At 70.8% G+C, this 14,830-nt stretch carries 13 protein-coding genes and 1 pseudogene; 12 read left to right on the forward strand and 2 right to left on the reverse strand.

Features of this window, described 5'->3' with window-relative positions:
• Positions 1 to 181: 181 nt before the first annotated feature.
• From HZF19_RS14905 to dapE, 3 genes are read left to right on the forward strand one after another with little or no spacing between them, the layout of a single operon-like run.
• Complete coding sequence (locus HZF19_RS14905) at positions 182 to 859, forward strand: hypothetical protein (protein WP_208029596.1); 678 nt, start codon at positions 182 to 184, stop codon at positions 857 to 859.
• An 11-nt stretch (positions 860 to 870) separates the two neighbouring features.
• Positions 871 to 1,695: a 2,3,4,5-tetrahydropyridine-2,6-dicarboxylate N-succinyltransferase gene (locus HZF19_RS14910; RefSeq protein ID WP_208029597.1), complete on the forward strand. Its 825-nt coding sequence runs from the start codon at positions 871 to 873 to the stop codon at positions 1,693 to 1,695.
• Positions 1,696 to 1,698: 3 nt separating this feature from the next.
• Complete coding sequence (gene dapE / locus HZF19_RS14915; protein ID WP_208029598.1) at positions 1,699 to 2,766, forward strand: succinyl-diaminopimelate desuccinylase; 1,068 nt, start codon at positions 1,699 to 1,701, stop codon at positions 2,764 to 2,766.
• An 11-nt stretch (positions 2,767 to 2,777) separates the two neighbouring features.
• Here the strand turns inward: dapE and lexA are convergent, their stop codons facing one another.
• Positions 2,778 to 3,419, reverse strand: a complete 642-nt coding sequence (lexA, locus tag HZF19_RS14920) for a transcriptional repressor LexA (protein ID WP_208029599.1) — start codon at positions 3,417 to 3,419, stop codon at positions 2,778 to 2,780.
• Positions 3,420 to 3,736: 317 nt separating this feature from the next.
• Here lexA and HZF19_RS14925 point away from each other — a divergent pair, with 317 nt between their 5' ends.
• Positions 3,737 to 4,210, forward strand: a complete 474-nt coding sequence (locus tag HZF19_RS14925; protein ID WP_208029600.1) for a LysM peptidoglycan-binding domain-containing protein — start codon at positions 3,737 to 3,739, stop codon at positions 4,208 to 4,210.
• A gap of 106 nt (positions 4,211 to 4,316) precedes the next feature.
• Positions 4,317 to 4,784: a transcriptional regulator NrdR gene (gene nrdR / locus HZF19_RS14930; protein WP_307781246.1), complete on the forward strand. Its 468-nt coding sequence runs from the start codon at positions 4,317 to 4,319 to the stop codon at positions 4,782 to 4,784.
• Here nrdR and HZF19_RS14935 read toward each other — a convergent pair.
• Positions 4,778 to 5,530, reverse strand: a complete 753-nt coding sequence (locus tag HZF19_RS14935; RefSeq protein ID WP_208029602.1) for a pyrimidine reductase family protein — start codon at positions 5,528 to 5,530, stop codon at positions 4,778 to 4,780. The genes nrdR and HZF19_RS14935 overlap by 7 nt on opposite strands.
• 295 nt (positions 5,531 to 5,825) lie before the next feature.
• On the opposite strand from HZF19_RS14935, the gene HZF19_RS14940 reads away from it, so the two are divergent.
• The 7 genes and pseudogenes from HZF19_RS14940 to HZF19_RS14970 all read left to right on the forward strand — a co-directional run bounded on the left by HZF19_RS14940 (position 5,826) and on the right by HZF19_RS14970 (position 14,814).
• Complete coding sequence (locus HZF19_RS14940; protein WP_208029603.1) at positions 5,826 to 6,728, forward strand: esterase/lipase family protein; 903 nt, start codon at positions 5,826 to 5,828, stop codon at positions 6,726 to 6,728.
• 564 nt (positions 6,729 to 7,292) lie between these two features.
• Positions 7,293 to 10,085 carry a vitamin B12-dependent ribonucleotide reductase gene (locus HZF19_RS14945; RefSeq protein ID WP_208029604.1) on the forward strand — a complete coding sequence of 931 codons (2,793 nt, stop codon included), beginning with the start codon at positions 7,293 to 7,295 and terminating at the stop codon, positions 10,083 to 10,085.
• Between the two features lie 244 nt (positions 10,086 to 10,329).
• A pseudogene (gene heR, locus HZF19_RS14950) lies at positions 10,330 to 10,919 on the forward strand (heliorhodopsin HeR).
• A gap of 544 nt (positions 10,920 to 11,463) precedes the next feature.
• Positions 11,464 to 12,123 carry a peptidoglycan-binding domain-containing protein gene (locus HZF19_RS14955; protein WP_208029605.1) on the forward strand — a complete coding sequence of 220 codons (660 nt, stop codon included), beginning with the start codon at positions 11,464 to 11,466 and terminating at the stop codon, positions 12,121 to 12,123.
• Positions 12,124 to 12,236: 113 nt separating this feature from the next.
• Positions 12,237 to 12,374 (forward strand): hypothetical protein, encoded by a 138-nt coding sequence (locus HZF19_RS14960; RefSeq protein WP_208029606.1) that lies wholly within the window; start codon positions 12,237 to 12,239, stop codon positions 12,372 to 12,374.
• A gap of 136 nt (positions 12,375 to 12,510) precedes the next feature.
• Positions 12,511 to 14,592: a sodium-translocating pyrophosphatase gene (locus HZF19_RS14965; RefSeq protein WP_208029607.1), complete on the forward strand. Its 2,082-nt coding sequence runs from the start codon at positions 12,511 to 12,513 to the stop codon at positions 14,590 to 14,592.
• A gap of 36 nt (positions 14,593 to 14,628) precedes the next feature.
• The gene (locus tag HZF19_RS14970; RefSeq protein WP_208029608.1) at positions 14,629 to 14,814 is read left to right on the forward strand and encodes a hypothetical protein; all 186 of its coding nucleotides are present in this window, start codon (positions 14,629 to 14,631) and stop codon (positions 14,812 to 14,814) included.
• Positions 14,815 to 14,830: the final 16 nt, after the last annotated feature.

Raw genomic sequence — 14,830 nt, forward strand, 5'->3', positions numbered from 1 at the left:
GGCCGCGCCGTCGTCGGGGTGGCCGCCGCCCGCCCCGGTGCCGCCTCCCGAGGTGATCCCACCGCCACCACCTCCCTGGGAGCCTCCGGCCCCGCCACGCGACGACGAGCCCGGCCTGTCGCCATGGGCCCCACCGGGTGACGATGGCGAAGCATCGCCTCGAAGCGGGTAGTGACCAGCCGTGATCCCGATCGTGCTGGCGCCACCGCTCCCCGAGGCCCGGGCCCGGCGACCGTCGTCGATGTCGTTGGCCGGCGCGCTCGGCGCCGCCCTGATCGTCGTCGGGATGGTGGCGGTGGTGGTGTGGGCTGCGGCCGTGTCCCCCTACGGGTTCGCTCGGTTCACGCTCGGGGACGCGGACCGGACCATCAGTGTCCGCCAAGGCGGCACCTACCTCCTGTTCGAGGAGTTCACCGGCGCGGCCGGTGACGAGCCGCCGCTGCCGTTGCAGGTGTCGGTGATCGACCAGCGCGGGCAGCCCGTGGAGGTGACCTACCTCATCGATCCCACCGACCCTGGGGCGGCGGACAGCTACCGGGTGCCCTTCCACGAGGGGCGGGCGGTGGCCCGCTTCCGGGTCCCCGAGGGCGGTCGTTACCTCGTCCGGGTCGATGCCCGCCCGCCGGGGACGTATCCCGCCGGACTGTACCGGGTTGATCCGGCTGCCACCGTGGCCATCGGCCGTCCGGCGAGTCTCACCTGGATGGGGTCGGTGCTGGTGCCGCTCGTGGTCGGGGTGGCGCCGGTGGTGGCGGGCGTCGGCCTGCTGGCTCGGGCCTGGCGGTCGCGAGCGGGAACGGAGCATGGGGCCCCATCCCTCGTGCCGCGCGGGCGCGGCGGCCTGCGGGCGGTCCGGTAGCCTCGCCGCCCATGGCCGATCTGCGCGCACGCATCGAAGACCTCTGGGAGCACCGGGCCGAGTTGGCAGCTGACGACGTGGAGGCCAACCAAGCGGTGTTCGAGGCCATCGCCCTGCTCGACCGCGGTGAGGCTCGGGTGGCCGAGATCGACGGTGGCGGGCAGGTGGTGGTGCACGAGTGGCTCAAGAAGGCGATCCTGCTGTACTTCAAGCAGTCGGCGATGGCCACCATCGAGCTCGGCCCGTTCGAGTACGCGGACAAGATCCCGCTGAAGAGCGGTTTCGAGGCGGCAGGGGTGCGGGTGGTGCCCGGAGCCTCGGCCCGGTTCGGGGCGTTCCTCGACCGGGGTGTGGTGCTCATGCCGAGCTATGTGAACATCGGCGCCCGGGTCGGGGCCAACACCATGGTCGATACCTGGGCGACGGTGGGATCGTGCGCCCAGATCGGTGCCAACGTGCACCTCTCCGGGGGGGTGGGCATCGGCGGGGTCCTCGAGCCACCCAACGCGGTGCCCGTCATCGTGGGCGACGACTGTCTGATCGGCAGCCGCTGCATCGTCGCGGAAGGGGCTCGGGTCGGCGACGGGGTAGTGCTCGGTGCCGGGTGCATCCTCACCGGGTCGATCCCGGTGATCGACGCGGAGACCGGCGAGGAGCTCGGCCGGGGAGTGGTCCCGCCGTGGTGCGTCGCGGTGGCGGCAACCCGGCCGCGATCGTTTCCCGGTGGGGAGTTCGGGCTGCCCTGCGTGCTCGTGGTCAAGCACCTCGAGCCGGGGGAGCGCCACGACAAGGCCGCGCTCAACGAGGTGCTCCGTACCCACGGCGCCGCGACCTGACCCATGGGCTCGGACCTGCTGGCGCTGGCGGCGTCACTGGTGGAGATCCCCTCGGTGAGCTGGCACGAAGCCGCGATCACCGACCATCTCGAGGCCCGGCTCCGGGCGGTGGCGGGTCTGGAGGTCACCCGGGTGGGCGACAACCTGGTGGCACGCACCCAGCTCGGCCGGCCCCACCGGGTGGTTCTGGCCGGCCACACCGACACGGTGCCCGCCGACGGCAACGAGGCGGCCGTGGTCGAGGGTGATCGGCTACGTGGGCTCGGTGCCGCCGACATGAAGGGTGGCCTGGCCGTCATGGTGGATCTGGCCGAGACGGTCACCGAGCCCGCGGTCGACGTCACCTACGTCTTCTACGCCCGCGAGGAGGTGGCGGCCGAGCACAGCGGTCTGGCCGAGGTGTGGTCGGCGCGCCCGGACCTGCTGGCGGGCGACGTGGCCTTGTTGGGTGAGCCCACGCTGGCAGCGGTCGAAGCGGGATGTCAGGGGACGATGCGCCTGCGGATCGTGCTGCATGGGGAGCGGGCGCACACGGCGCGGCCGTGGATGGGTCGCAACGCCATCCACCGGTTGGGCGGGTTGCTCACCGCCTTGGCGGGCTACGAGGAGCGTCGGCCGGTGCTGCAGGGTTGCCGATACCGGGAGGCGCTGCAAGCGGTGGCCGTCGAGGGTGGGGTCGCGGGCAACGTCGTGCCGGACCGGGTCGTGCTCGAGGTGAACCACCGGTTCGCGCCGGACCGCACCCCGCAGCACGCGCTGGCGCACGTACGGGAGGTGATCGCTCCCTGGCTGGAGGAGGGTGACGAGCTCACGGTGGTCGATCAGGCGCCGCCAGCCGCGCCAGCGCTCGATCACCCTCTGCTCGGCGCGCTGATCGAGCGCAACGGGTTGCCGGTGCGGGCCAAGCTCGGCTGGACCGACGTCGCCTTCTTCGCTGCTCGCGGGGTCCCGGCCGCGAACTTCGGGCCGGGTGATGCGGCGATCGCACACACCCGGGACGAGTACGTCGAGCGGGCCGACCTCGAGCGGGTGCACGGGGCGCTCGCCGACCTGCTCCGCCGCGGGGCTTGAGGTCAGGCTGGTCAGAGCTTGCGCAGCACGGTGACGACCCTCCCGTAGATGGTCACGTCGGCCGGATCGAGCTCCATCGGTGATAGCCGCTCGTTGGCCGGCACGAGAACCACCCTGCCGCCCTTGCGGTTGAAGGTCTTGACCGTGGCTTCCTCGCCGGGGATGCCGGCCACCACGATGTCGCCCTTCTCGGCCTCGGGCTGCGCCCGAGCGACGACGAAATCGCCGTCGAGGATGCCGGCGTCGATCATCGAGTCACCCCGGACCCGGAGCATGAACAGGTCGCCCTCGCCGCAGAAGTCGGCCGGCAGGGGGAGGACCTCCTCGACGTTCTCCTGGGCCAGCACGTCGGTGCCAGCGGCGACGTCGCCCACGAGGGGGACGTGGCGGACCGGGCGGCGGTCGATGTCGGGCGCGCCCGAGCTCGGGTCGTAGCGGACCTCGATCGCCCGGGGCTTGGTGGGGTCGCGCTTGAGGAAGCCGAGCCGCTGGAGCGTGGCCAGGTGGCTGTGCACCGTGGACGGGGAGGTGAGACCGACCGCCTCCCCGATCTCGCGGACCGACGGGGGGTAGCCGCGATCACGCATCTGCTGCTCGATGAAGTCGAGGATGTCCTGCTGGCGCCGGGTCAGCTGGGTCGGACTCGGTGACATCGGCGGTCTCCCTTCCTCGCCGCGTCGTCCGCGGTCGGATCGCCCGTGGACACGCCCACTCGTGGTCGTGCCACTCGTGGTCGCGCCGCAGCGGTGCTGCGAACAGATGTTCGTAGCGTAGCAACAGCCAGGCACAGGTGCAAACACCTGTTCGGGATCACCCTTGACCCGAACGCATGTTCGTGTCACCATGAGGGCCATGGATCGAACGCACGTTCCCGGAACACTTGTTCCCGCGGCCTCCACTGGGCGGGTGGTGCCGTGCCGGCGTGCGTTGAACCGGCGCAAGTGTCACACCCCCTGAGGAGACTCGTCCCATGGCCGCCGTCATCGTCCCCAACCGCCCGGTCGCCCCCCGACCTGTTCCCACCCCTGGCCTCGCGCCCGCTCGCCGGCCCGAGCTGCGGGTCATCCCTGGTGGCCGCAGCGCGGCCAGGCGCGCACCCGCGGCCGTCTACCGCCGCCGCCGGCTCGCGGCCGCGGCACTCCTCGTGCTGGTCGCCGGCGTCATGTACCTGGCGGCCATCGGCGCTGCAGCGTTGCTTGGTGGGCACCAGGTTGCCGGGCCGACCCGCGACTCCGGCGCCCCGTCGGTCCCGGCGCCCACCGGTGTAGCTCCGAGCCGGGCAGAGATGTACGTCGTGCAACCCGGCGACACCCTGTGGTCGATCGCGCGCCGGCTCCAACCTGAGGGCGACCTGCGCCCGCTGGTGGACCGGCTGGCCGACCGCAACGGCGGAGCGAGCATCCAGGTGGGTCAGCGGCTGTTGCTCGATGCGCCCGCCGACTGAGCGGCATCCCTCGGCTCACCGCCCGGCGCGGGCCAGCCCGAGCGTGCTCGTCCTCGCCACGCCTCGGGCCTGCGCTGTGCAGATCGCCGGCGGTAGCGTCGAAGGCGTGCGTTGTCCGGCCTGCACCAGTGTCGAGGACAAGGTCGTCGATTCGCGCATGGCCGATGACGGCTCCACGATCCGGCGCCGGCGGGAGTGTCTCGAGTGCGGTCATCGGTTCACGACCTTCGAGCGCCACGAGGAGCAGCCCATCGTCGTGGTGAAGCGCTCGGGCGACCGGGTGCCCTTCGACCGCTCGAAGATCGAGATGGGTGTGGTTGCGGCGGCGAAGGGCAGGCCGGTGACCCTCGAGCAGATCGGTGAGCTCGCGGCCGATCTCGAGGACCGGTTCCGGCTGGGCGGTGGGGAGGTCACGAGCGAGCAGATCGGGCTCGCGGTGCTGGACGGTCTGCGCGAGCTCGATCAGGTGGCCTACGTGCGCTTCGCGAGTGTCTACAAGGGGTTCGAGGACCCGGCCGACTTCCAGCGCGAGGTGCGGCTGCTCACCAAGTCGACCGCCCCCAAGCGTCACTGAGCCAGCTCACGGCGCAGGTAGCGCAGGAAGAGCGACCCGTCCTCCTCGAGCACCCGTGAGACCACGAGACCTTCCGGCTGCGGCGGCTCGGCCCCGTGAGCGCAGCGGGGGGACGGCCCGGCGACGAGCAGGGGAGCGATCGTCAGGCAGAGCTCGTCGATGACCCCTGCGTTGACCAGCTCGCCATTGAGGGCCGGTCCGCCTTCGCAGAGGACCACTCCCGCTCCCGTCTCCCGCAGGGTCGCCAGCGCCGCCAGGGGGTCGAAGGTCGTGTCTCCGGCGTCGATGATGTCGGCCACGGCCGCCAGCCGGGCTCGGCGCTCGGCATCAGCCTTCTCGATGGTGAGCACCAGCGGCCGCCGGGCCGGGTCGGAGAACAGCCGGGCTCCCGGGTCGAGGTCGAGCCGGCCCGACACCACGGCGATGCGGGGGTGCGGTTCCTGGCCTCGCTCGAGGCGGAGGCGTTGGTCCCGGGCCGAGGTGCGTGGTGGGCCGTAGTGCTCGGCTCGCACGGTGCCCGCCCCCACGAGGATCACGTCCGCGATGGAGCGCAGGGCGGTGAAGATGGCCCGGTCGGCGGGGCCCCCGAGACCACCCGAGCGGCCCTCCAGCGCCGTGGCGCCGTCCGCGCTCTGCACCATGTTCACGGCCAGCCACGGCCGGCGCTCGAGCGGCGCCCGCCGGTCGGTGCGATACAGCTCGGGTCCGTCGACGTCGCCAGCGGGCTCGGGGAGCAGTTGCCGCATGGCGCCGACGCTAGTAGCGACCGGCGGGAGCACTCGGCTCCGCCCGCGACCGCAAGCGAACCCAACGGGCCCGACCGGCGGCGGATGCCCCGCCGGCCGGCCAGAGCAAGTCGGGAGGTCCGGGCGACCGATTCGGCCGTGTTGCAATGTCGTTGCGGAGGCTCCAGGGTCCGCGATCGGGTGCCGATGCTCGGGTAGAACCCGCTGCAGAACGCCGTTCCAATCCGTTCGGGCTGCGTGAGCGGTCGGGTCCGGCGGTCTACCCGGCGGCGCGTGGTGAGTGGTGAGGAGGACGATGGGGGCTCTGCAGCGTGCGGTCGAGCCGGTCGGCGCGGTGCTCCACGCGGCGCGCCGACCGGCGTCCTACGCCGGTCAACTGCGCGAGGCCCTCTCCACGGTCATCACCGCGGGGATGTGGCCGCTCGGGTTCACCAGCTCGGACCTGGCCGACGTCGGCCGCCTCGAGGAGCTGCCGAGCACCGTCGAGACGCCCGTGCTGCTGGTCCACGGGTACGGGGCGAACAAGTCGAACTGGCTGTTCCTGCGCCGCTACCTGGAGCAGGCCGGCTTCGCCCGGGTGCACGCGTTCGACTACAACCCGCTCGCCGCCGACATCCCGCAGCTCGCGCAGCGATGCGCCGAGTGCGCTGAGCAGCTCCGGGGACGGTTGGGGGTGGAGCGCATCCATCTCGTGGGCCACTCCCTCGGTGGGGTCATCGCTCGCTATGCGGTGCAGGTGCTCGGCTTGGAGGGGGTCGATGTGTGCATCACCATCGCCTCACCTCATGGTGGGTTGCGGCTGGCTAGCTACGGCTCGCCGCTCGCGGCCCTGAGCCCCCTGGCGAGCGGGCTGCAGTTGCGCCCGGACTCGGAGGTCATGACGCTGCTGCGCTACAGCGCCCGTGCGCTCCCGACCCGGTTCGTGGCGTACTACTCGAACCTCGACATGATCGTCCCGGCTCGCCGGGCGATGATCCTCGAGCCGGAGCTGCGGGCGACCAACATCCTGGTCAAGGATCACGGCCACCTGTCCATCGTGCTGTCCCGTCGCCTCGCTCAGTCCGTCGTCGATCAGCTCGGCGCGGCCGAGGGTCTGCCCGGTTACGGATCGCCCGTCGTGGGGCTGCCCGAGCACGCCCTGGGCCGTCACCCGGTCGCGGGGTCAGCGGCGCCGGGCTCGACCCGGGCTACCGGCTGACACGCGAGCCGGCGCGCCTCGCGGCCGGGGCGTCCCCAAGCCTGTGGACGTGGTCACCGAGAATCCACCGCGAATTCACAGGGTTGTACCTCTTTTGTCCCACAGGCCGTTCTTCGTAGGTTGATCCGTGCAACGACGGCTGCGGCGCGGACGGCGGATGGTGGTAAGGCGTCTGCGTTCTCGCTGGCAGGACGACTCCTTGGGGGACCGCGTGAGGGGAGTGGGAGCTCGACGAGCGACCTCGAGTCCGCGCGGACACCTCCTGACCTGCTCGTTCGCGCCGCAGCACGCGTCGGTCTGCTGGCGTTGTGCTCCGACGGCTCCCGACTCGCGGATCAACCGTTGACAACCTCGTAATTACGGTGATGTAATCACCGAACATCTTGTGGCCAGGGGGGCACGTGGGGCTGGCAGACCACAACATCTTGTGGTGGTCGTCGCGGCGTGGCACACGGCGCGCCCGCGGCTCCCGGCTCGTCCGCCGGTAACCTGGAGAGCCCCCAGCGTTCCCCGAGCCACATCGACAGGCCCAGACACGGAACCGATCCGGGGAGGAAGCAGCCCATGGCCATGGCGCCGGAGCAAGCGGGCATCGGCATCCGCCGACACTTCACCACCGCGGGGGTCCACCCCTACGACATGGTGGCGTGGGAGCGTCGCGATGCTCGCATCACCAACTACCGAGACGGCTCGGTGGCCTTCGAGCAGACCGACGTCGAGTTCCCCGTGGGTTGGTCCCAGAACGCGACCAACATCGTCGCCCAGAAGTACTTCCGGGGGACCCTCGGCACCCCTGAGCGGGAGCACTCGCTCAAGCAGGTCGTCGATCGGGTGGTCGACACGATCACCGAGTGGGGTCGCCGCGACGGCTACTTCGTCGACGACGACGAGGCCCAGACCTTCAGCGACGAGCTCAAGTACCTGCTCATCACCCAGCGGGCGGCGTTCAACTCCCCGGTGTGGTTCAACATCGGGGTGGCCGGCGTGCCCCAGCAGGCGTCCGCGTGCTTCATCCTCTCCGTCGAGGACACGATGGACTCGATCCTCAACTGGTACGTGGAGGAGGGCACGATCTTCAAGGGCGGCTCCGGCGCGGGCATCAACCTGTCCCGCATCCGCTCGAGCCACGAGCTGCTGAAGGGCGGTGGCACCGCCTCCGGGCCAGTGAGCTTCATGCGTGGCGCGGACGCCTCGGCCGGCACGATCAAGTCGGGTGGCAAGACCCGGCGTGCGGCGAAGATGGTGATCCTCGACGTCGACCACCCCGACATCGAGGAGTTCATCTGGTGCAAGGCCCGCGAGGAGCGCAAGGCCCGTGCCCTCGAGGCCGCCGGGTTCGACATGAGCCTCGACGGTGTCGACATCACCTCCATCCAGTACCAGAACGCCAACAACTCGGTGCGGGTCACCGACGAGTTCATGCAAGCGGTGCTCGACGATGCCGACTGGCACCTGCGGGCCGTCACCACCGGCGAGATCATCAAGACCGTCCGGGCCCGCGACCTGCTGCGCCAGATCTCCCAGGCGGCGTGGGAGTGCGCGGATCCCGGCATGCAGTTCGACACCACCATCAACCACTGGCACACCGCCTGCAACACCGGCCGCATCAACGCCAGCAACCCGTGCAGCGAGTACATGCACCTCGACAACTCGGCGTGCAACCTGGCCAGCCTCAACCTGCTCACGTTCCTCGACGAGGACGGCACCTTCGACATCGAGGGCTTCGAGCGGGCGGTCGAGGTGGTGTTCACCGGCCAGGAGATCCTGGTCGGCAACGCCGACTACCCGACCGCGGCCATCGGTGAGACCTCACGCCGCTTCCGCCAGCTCGGGCTCGGCTACGCCAACCTCGGGGCGATGCTCATGGCCCTCGGCCTGCCGTACGATTCCGACGCCGGCCGGGCGTGGGCGGCGGCGATCACCGCCCTGATGACCGGTCATGCCTATGCCACCTCGGCTCGCACCGCGGTGCGCATGGGGCCGTTCGCCGGCTACACGGAGAACGAGGAGCACATGCTGCGGGTCCTCGGCCTGCATCGCGCCGCGGCGGCGGAGATCGACGAGGAGCTCGTCCCTCACGAGCTGCTCTCCGCCGCCCAGCGCAGCTGGGACGAGGCCTGCGAGATCGCATCCGAGTACGGGGTGCGAAACTCGCAGGCCAGCGTCCTCGCTCCGACCGGCACGATCGGGCTCATGATGGATTGCGACACCACCGGCGTCGAGCCGGATCTGGGGCTCGTGAAGATGAAGAAGCTGGTGGGCGGCGGCACCATGTCGATCGTCAACCAGACCGTGCCCCGGGCCCTGCGCACCCTCGGCTACAGCGTCGACGAGATCGACCGGATCGTCGCCTACATCGACGAGCACAAGAGCATCGTCGGAGCGCCCGACCTGCGGGCGGAGCACCTGCCCGTGTTCGCCTGCTCGATGGGTGACAACACCATCCACTACCTCGGCCACGTGAAGATGATGGCGGCGGTGCAGCCGTTCATCTCGGGCGCCATCTCCAAGACGGTCAACCTGCCCGAGGAGGTCAGCGTCGAGGACGTGGAGCAGCTCCACATCGACGCCTGGCGCATGGGTCTCAAGGCCATCGCGATCTACCGCGACAACTGCAAGGTGGCCCAGCCGCTCGCCACCGCGAAGAAGGAGAGAGCTTCCGACGCCCCGGCCGCGGCGACCCAGGTGGTGGAGAAGATCGTCGAGCGGATCGTGCAGGAGCCGGTGCGCCAGAAGCTGCCCCGCTCGCGCACCTCGCGCACCTTCGAGTTCCGAGTGGCGGACTGCAAGGGCTTCGTGACGGTCGGGGAGTACGACGACGGCCGCCCGGGTGAGATCTTCGTGCGGGTCTCCAAGCAGGGCTCGACCCTGGCGGGCATCATGGACGCCTTCGCCATCTCGGTGAGCCACGGCCTGCAATACGGCGTGCCGCTGCGCAGCTTCGTGGAGGCCTTCACGGGTATGCGCTTCGAGCCCGCGGGTATGACCGACGATCCGGACATCCGCATCGCCAGCTCGCTGATGGACTACCTGTTCCGCAAACTGGCGGTGATGTACCTCTCGCCCGAGGAGCGGGCCGAGCTGAACATCCTCACCACGGCGGAGCGCACCCAGCCGACGTTGCCCGGGGTGGAGGAGACCGTCGTCGAGACCCGCCAGGGTGAGCTGCCCGCCGACCCACCGTCCATCGAGTCGGCGTCCACGCTCGTGGGCCGGGTCGAGCCCGGTGTGGGGGCCCGCCAGCCGGAGGTGCGCCACAGCGACGCGCCGATGTGCATGCAGTGCGGGGTGCAGATGGTGCGGGCCGGGAGCTGCCACGCCTGCCCGAGCTGCGGCACCACCAGCGGCTGCAGCTGAGCTCGACACGGGCGAGTGACCGAGGTGACCGGGTCCGGTCAGCGATGCCGGACCCGGTCGCGACTCGTGGGGCTCGGTTGGAGGTGAGTGGCCCGCCGATCGCTGGGTAGAGACCGGTCATGCTGGTGGTGAGGCCCGGGCGGTGAACGAGCGCACGACCGTCGCCGCCGGTGTGACCGAGGTACGTCTCGCCCGGCTGCGTCGCTGGAACGTCGGGCTGGCGGTGCTCCACGGCGCGCAGGCAGTGCTGATCCTGGTCCTCGCTGGGCACTTCGCGGTCACCATCACGTCGACGTTCCCGACCGGGCCACCCGGCACGGCGCTGCCGGCACCGGAAAGCATCCTCGACGTGCGGGTCGGGCCGGCCTCGCCGTGTTCCTGGCTCTGGCGGCCGTCGATCATCTGACGACCGCCACGGTGGGTCGGGGACTCTACGAGCACGACCTGCGCCAGGGCATCAACCGCTTCCGCTGGGTCGAGTACGCCCTCAGCGCCACGGTCATGGTGTTGCTCATCGCGCTCTACAGCGGGATCACCGACGTCACCGCGGTCATCGCCATCGCGGGAGCGAACGTGGGGATGATCTTCTTCGGGTGGGTGCAGGAGCTCACCAATCCGCCCGGGCGGCCCAGGACCTCGATGCTCCCGTTCTGGTTCGGGACGCTGGTCGGGCTGGCGCCATGGATCGCCATCGCCACCAACGTCGTCGGTGCGGCGACGGTGCCGGGCTTCGTGTACGGCATCGTCGTGGCCCACGCCACGCTGACCGGGTCGGGGGCTGGGCGCGTCGTAGGAGGGTTCGAAGCCCGACGCCGAGCTGAGCCCGATGCGTAGCTCGCCGTAGTCGATGGTCAGGCTCGCCTTGATGTTCAGCCCCTTGACCGTGCGGACCACGTCGTCGTCGAAGTAGATGTCGGCCCACTCGTCCGCGCAGGCGTAGTCGCTCTGCCCGGGCCGCCCGCTGGGCTGCCAGTTCGCGGGGTGGACCAGGGTAGTCGTCCTCGGCCCCGGTCCAGATCCTGGTGCAGAACGGGAGCGGCTCCGGCGGGGTGACGGTCGCCGGAGGCGACCAGTAGGACGAGCGCCGAGGTGGCCGCGATCGCGGCGGCAGCCGCGAGAGCGATGGCGCAGCGCCGGGGGAGGTGGATGGCGGGCAGGTGGGGCATCGTCTTCTCGCTCGACGGCCGCTGTTCGCGCGGGAGCTCCCGAGTAGACGAGATCACGGGGGCGCGTGCCCGGTTAGCACACACGGGGTCCCGCGCCCAGGGCCCGTTGAGGCAATTCAACGGTGGGCGGTGCGATCCGGCGAGCCCATCGGTCCCCCGGTCGCCCGATGGCGGCTGGTAGCGTCCCGCCGTCGTTTCACAGGGAGGGGCTCGTGATCACCAGTCGTCGACGTCGCTTGACCATCGCAGCCGGCATCGCCGCCGCCGTCCTGGTCCTCGCCGCCTGCGGGAAGGACAAGCAGGAGTCGTCCGCGTCCACCACCACGGCCGCGGCCAGCGGCACGACGGTCGTGCCCAGCAACGCGGCGAGCGTGCGCTACGACGAGCAGATCCAGCAGTGGCTGACCGAGGTCGGCTGCAACCCCGGTGGAGTGGACGGGGTCATCGGCCCGCACACGGAGGCCGCCATCGTCGAGTTCCAGCAGGCGGAGGGCCTGGCGGCGAACGGTGAGATGGACGCGGCCACCACGAAGGCGCTCGAAGCGGCTGCTCAGGCGGGGAAGAAGGTGTGCGGCACCACCGGGACCACCGCCTCCACGACCACCACCACCGCCGGCGGGCAGGCCCCCTGCACCCCGACGGCGCTGGTGGCGGCCATCCCGCAGGGCGACGTGATCACCGGCTACGTCTGCGCCGACGGCTATGCGGGGGTCACCGGCACGGTGGGCAACGGGAGCACGACCACGTTCCACTACATCCTGCAGTCAGAGAACGGATCGTGGACCAGCCTCGGCGACGAACCGTGCGGCGCGGCCAGCGCCGGCATAGCGCCCGCGGTGCTGGAGATGGGCTGCCCGCCCGAGCAGGGCTGACCGCCACCCCATGACCGCGGGGCGGGCCGAGCTGCGCACCGAGCGGCTCGTCCTGCGGCCCTGACGCCAGGAGGACTGCGAGCCGTTCGCAGCGGGTCATGGAGCGGCTGGGCATGACTCGTGACCCCCGCGACGACTTCGAGCACCCGCTGGTCGAGGCCGGCATGGCCCTCACCCGGCACGTGCTCTACCGCCTCTCGCGAACCGGGTTCGGGCCCGGTGCGGCGGGCGCGGCGTCCCCCCGCTCCTGATTCCGGCCAGCGTGCGCGAGGGGTGGTGTGCGACCGCCTAGGCTCGTGTGCTGTCCCGACGAGACGCGCCGTGGCCAACCGAGAGCCGGCCGAGGGCCGGTGAGCCGGTGCGGCGCTGCCTGCAAGGAGTTGATGCATGGACGCCGTCCCCTACGTGAGCGCACTCGCGGCCCTCGCCGGCCTGGTGCTCGCCGCGTTCTTCTTCGGTGTGGTGAAGAAGGCCGACCCCGGCAACGACCGCATGGTGGAGTTGATGAACGCGATCCAGCAGGGGGCCCGCGCGTTCCTGCGTCGCGAGTACACGTGGGTGGCCGGGTTCGTGGTGATCATGGCCGTGCTCATCGCGGTGCTCCTCGACTACGGCCGCCCGTGGGGCGCGATCGCCTACGTGGCCGGGGCGTGCCTGTCCGGGCTGGCGGGCTTCGTCGGTATGACCGTCGCCACCATGGCGAATGCTCGCACCACCCAGGCGGCGCGCACCGGGCCCCAGGCCGCGCTGCCGCTGGCGTTCAAGGGTGGCGCGGTGATGGGGTTCACCGTCGCCGGGCTGGCCCTGTTCGGCTTGTCGGTGGCCTACATCGTGTTCGTGAAGGTGCTGAAGGTCGACCAGGCGTTCGAGGTGGTGACCGCCTTCGGGCTGGGTGCCAGCTCGATCGCGCTGTTCAGCCGGGTCGGCGGCGGCATCTACACCAAGGCGGCCGATGTGGGCGCGGACCTGGTGGGCAAGGTCGAGGCTGGCATCCCCGAGGACGATCCCCGCAACCCGGCCACCATCGCGGACAACGTGGGCGACAACGTCGGTGATGTGGCCGGGATGGGCGCCGACCTGTTCGAGAGCTACGCGGGATCGCTGATCGCGCCGATCGCCCTGGCGGCCTTCGCGTTCTCGGGCAACGAGGCGTTCCAGGAGCGGGCGCTGCTGTTCCCGCTGGCCATCGGGGCGTTCGGCATGGTGGCGTCGATCATCGGCGCGTTCACCGTGCGGGCGAAGGCCGATGCCACGAGCAAGGATCTGGCTCGCTCGCTCCACATGGGCACCAACGTGGCCGCCGTGCTCACCGTGGTGCTGGCGTTCGTGTTCGGCTACCTCTTCTTCAACGACGTGGAAGGGGTCGAGAACTGGTGGGGCATGCCGCTGGCGGTGGTGCTCGGCCTGGGGGTGGGGATGGGCATCGGCTTCGTCTCCGAGTTCTTCACCTCCGATCATTACGGCCCGGTGCGCAAGATCGCCCGCCAGAGCGAGACGGGCCCGGCCACCACAGTGCTGAGTGGCGTCTCCGCCGGCCTGCTCTCGGTGGCCCCGGCGGTGCTGCTGATCCTCGTGGCCGTGGGCGGTGCCTACTGGGCGGCTGACCACGCGCTGCCCGGCAACGACCTGTCGGGCATCTACGGCATCGCCATCGCGGCCATCGGCATGCTGGCCACCACCGGCGTGGTGGTCAGTGTCGACGCCTACGGCCCGATCGCTGACAACGCGGGCGGCATCGCGGAGATGGCACACCTGCCGTCGGAGGTCCGGGAGGTGACCGATTCGCTCGACGCGCTGGGCAACACCACCGCGGCGGTGGCGAAGGGCTTCGCGGTCGGCTCTGCGGCGGTCACCGCGCTGGCGTTGTTCAAGGCTTTCCAGCAGGCGGTGGAGAGCGGCGGCCAGACGCTCGACCTGAACCTGGGTGACGTGTGGGTCTTCGCCGGGGTGTTCCTGGGGGCCATGCTGCCGTTCCTGTTCGCCGCCCTCACCATCGACGCGGTCGGCCGGGCCGCGAACCGCATGATCGAGGAGGTCCGCCGCCAGTTCCGCGACATCCCCGGCCTTCGCGAGGGGAAGGAGGGTGTGGTGCCCGACTACGCGAGCTGCGTGACCATCTCGACGGACGCCGCGCTGAAGGAGATGCTGCTGCCCGGCGCGCTGGCGATCGTGATCCCCCTAGTGCTCGGCTTCGTGAGCATCGACGCTCTCGGGGGCTTCCTCGCCGGGGCACTGGTGTCGGGCTTCGCGCTGGCCATCTTCATGGCGAACGCCGGCGGCGCGTGGGACAACGCCAAGAAGCACATCGAGGCCGGTAGCCACGGCGGCAAGGGCTCCGACTCGCACAAGGCGGCCGTGGTGGGCGACACCGTGGGCGACCCGTTCAAGGACACCTCGGGCCCGTCCATGAACATCCTCATCAAGGTCATGACCATCGTGGCCCTGGTCTTCGTGCCCGCCTTCCTCTGAGCCGGCAACCGTCGCTCCACACTCCAGGAGGTCCCGATGCCAGACCTGAGCCTGACCGACGACGAGGTGGCGCTGCTCGCGGAGCTGCTCGAGCAGACGCTGGCCGACATGCGCTACGAGATCGCGGACACCGACAACTCCCGGTTCCGCGACGAGGTGCGCGAGCGCTACTCGCGGATCGAAGCCATCGCCGCGAAGCTCGGGCGCCCGGCGGGAGGATGAGCCAGGCCTAGGTGCG

The sequence above is a fragment of the Rhabdothermincola sediminis genome (assembly GCF_014805525.1).
Lineage (GTDB): Bacteria > Actinomycetota > Acidimicrobiia > Acidimicrobiales > Acidimicrobilacustridaceae > Rhabdothermincola > Rhabdothermincola sediminis.

Coding starts and splice junctions, on each gene's coding strand:
- HZF19_RS14925 (WP_208029600.1), top strand. CDS start 3,737: ATGGCCGCCGTCATCGTCCCCAACCGCCCGGTCGCCCCCCGACCTGTT.
- HZF19_RS14940 (WP_208029603.1), top strand. CDS start 5,826: ATGGGGGCTCTGCAGCGTGCGGTCGAGCCGGTCGGCGCGGTGCTCCAC.
- HZF19_RS14935 (WP_208029602.1), bottom strand. CDS start 5,530: ATGCGGCAACTGCTCCCCGAGCCCGCTGGCGACGTCGACGGACCCGAG.
- HZF19_RS14945 (WP_208029604.1), top strand. CDS start 7,293: ATGGCCATGGCGCCGGAGCAAGCGGGCATCGGCATCCGCCGACACTTC.
- HZF19_RS14960 (WP_208029606.1), top strand. CDS start 12,237: ATGACTCGTGACCCCCGCGACGACTTCGAGCACCCGCTGGTCGAGGCC.
- lexA (WP_208029599.1), bottom strand. CDS start 3,419: ATGTCACCGAGTCCGACCCAGCTGACCCGGCGCCAGCAGGACATCCTC.
- dapE (WP_208029598.1), top strand. CDS start 1,699: ATGGGCTCGGACCTGCTGGCGCTGGCGGCGTCACTGGTGGAGATCCCC.
- HZF19_RS14970 (WP_208029608.1), top strand. CDS start 14,629: ATGCCAGACCTGAGCCTGACCGACGACGAGGTGGCGCTGCTCGCGGAG.
- HZF19_RS14965 (WP_208029607.1), top strand. CDS start 12,511: ATGGACGCCGTCCCCTACGTGAGCGCACTCGCGGCCCTCGCCGGCCTG.
- HZF19_RS14910 (WP_208029597.1), top strand. CDS start 871: ATGGCCGATCTGCGCGCACGCATCGAAGACCTCTGGGAGCACCGGGCC.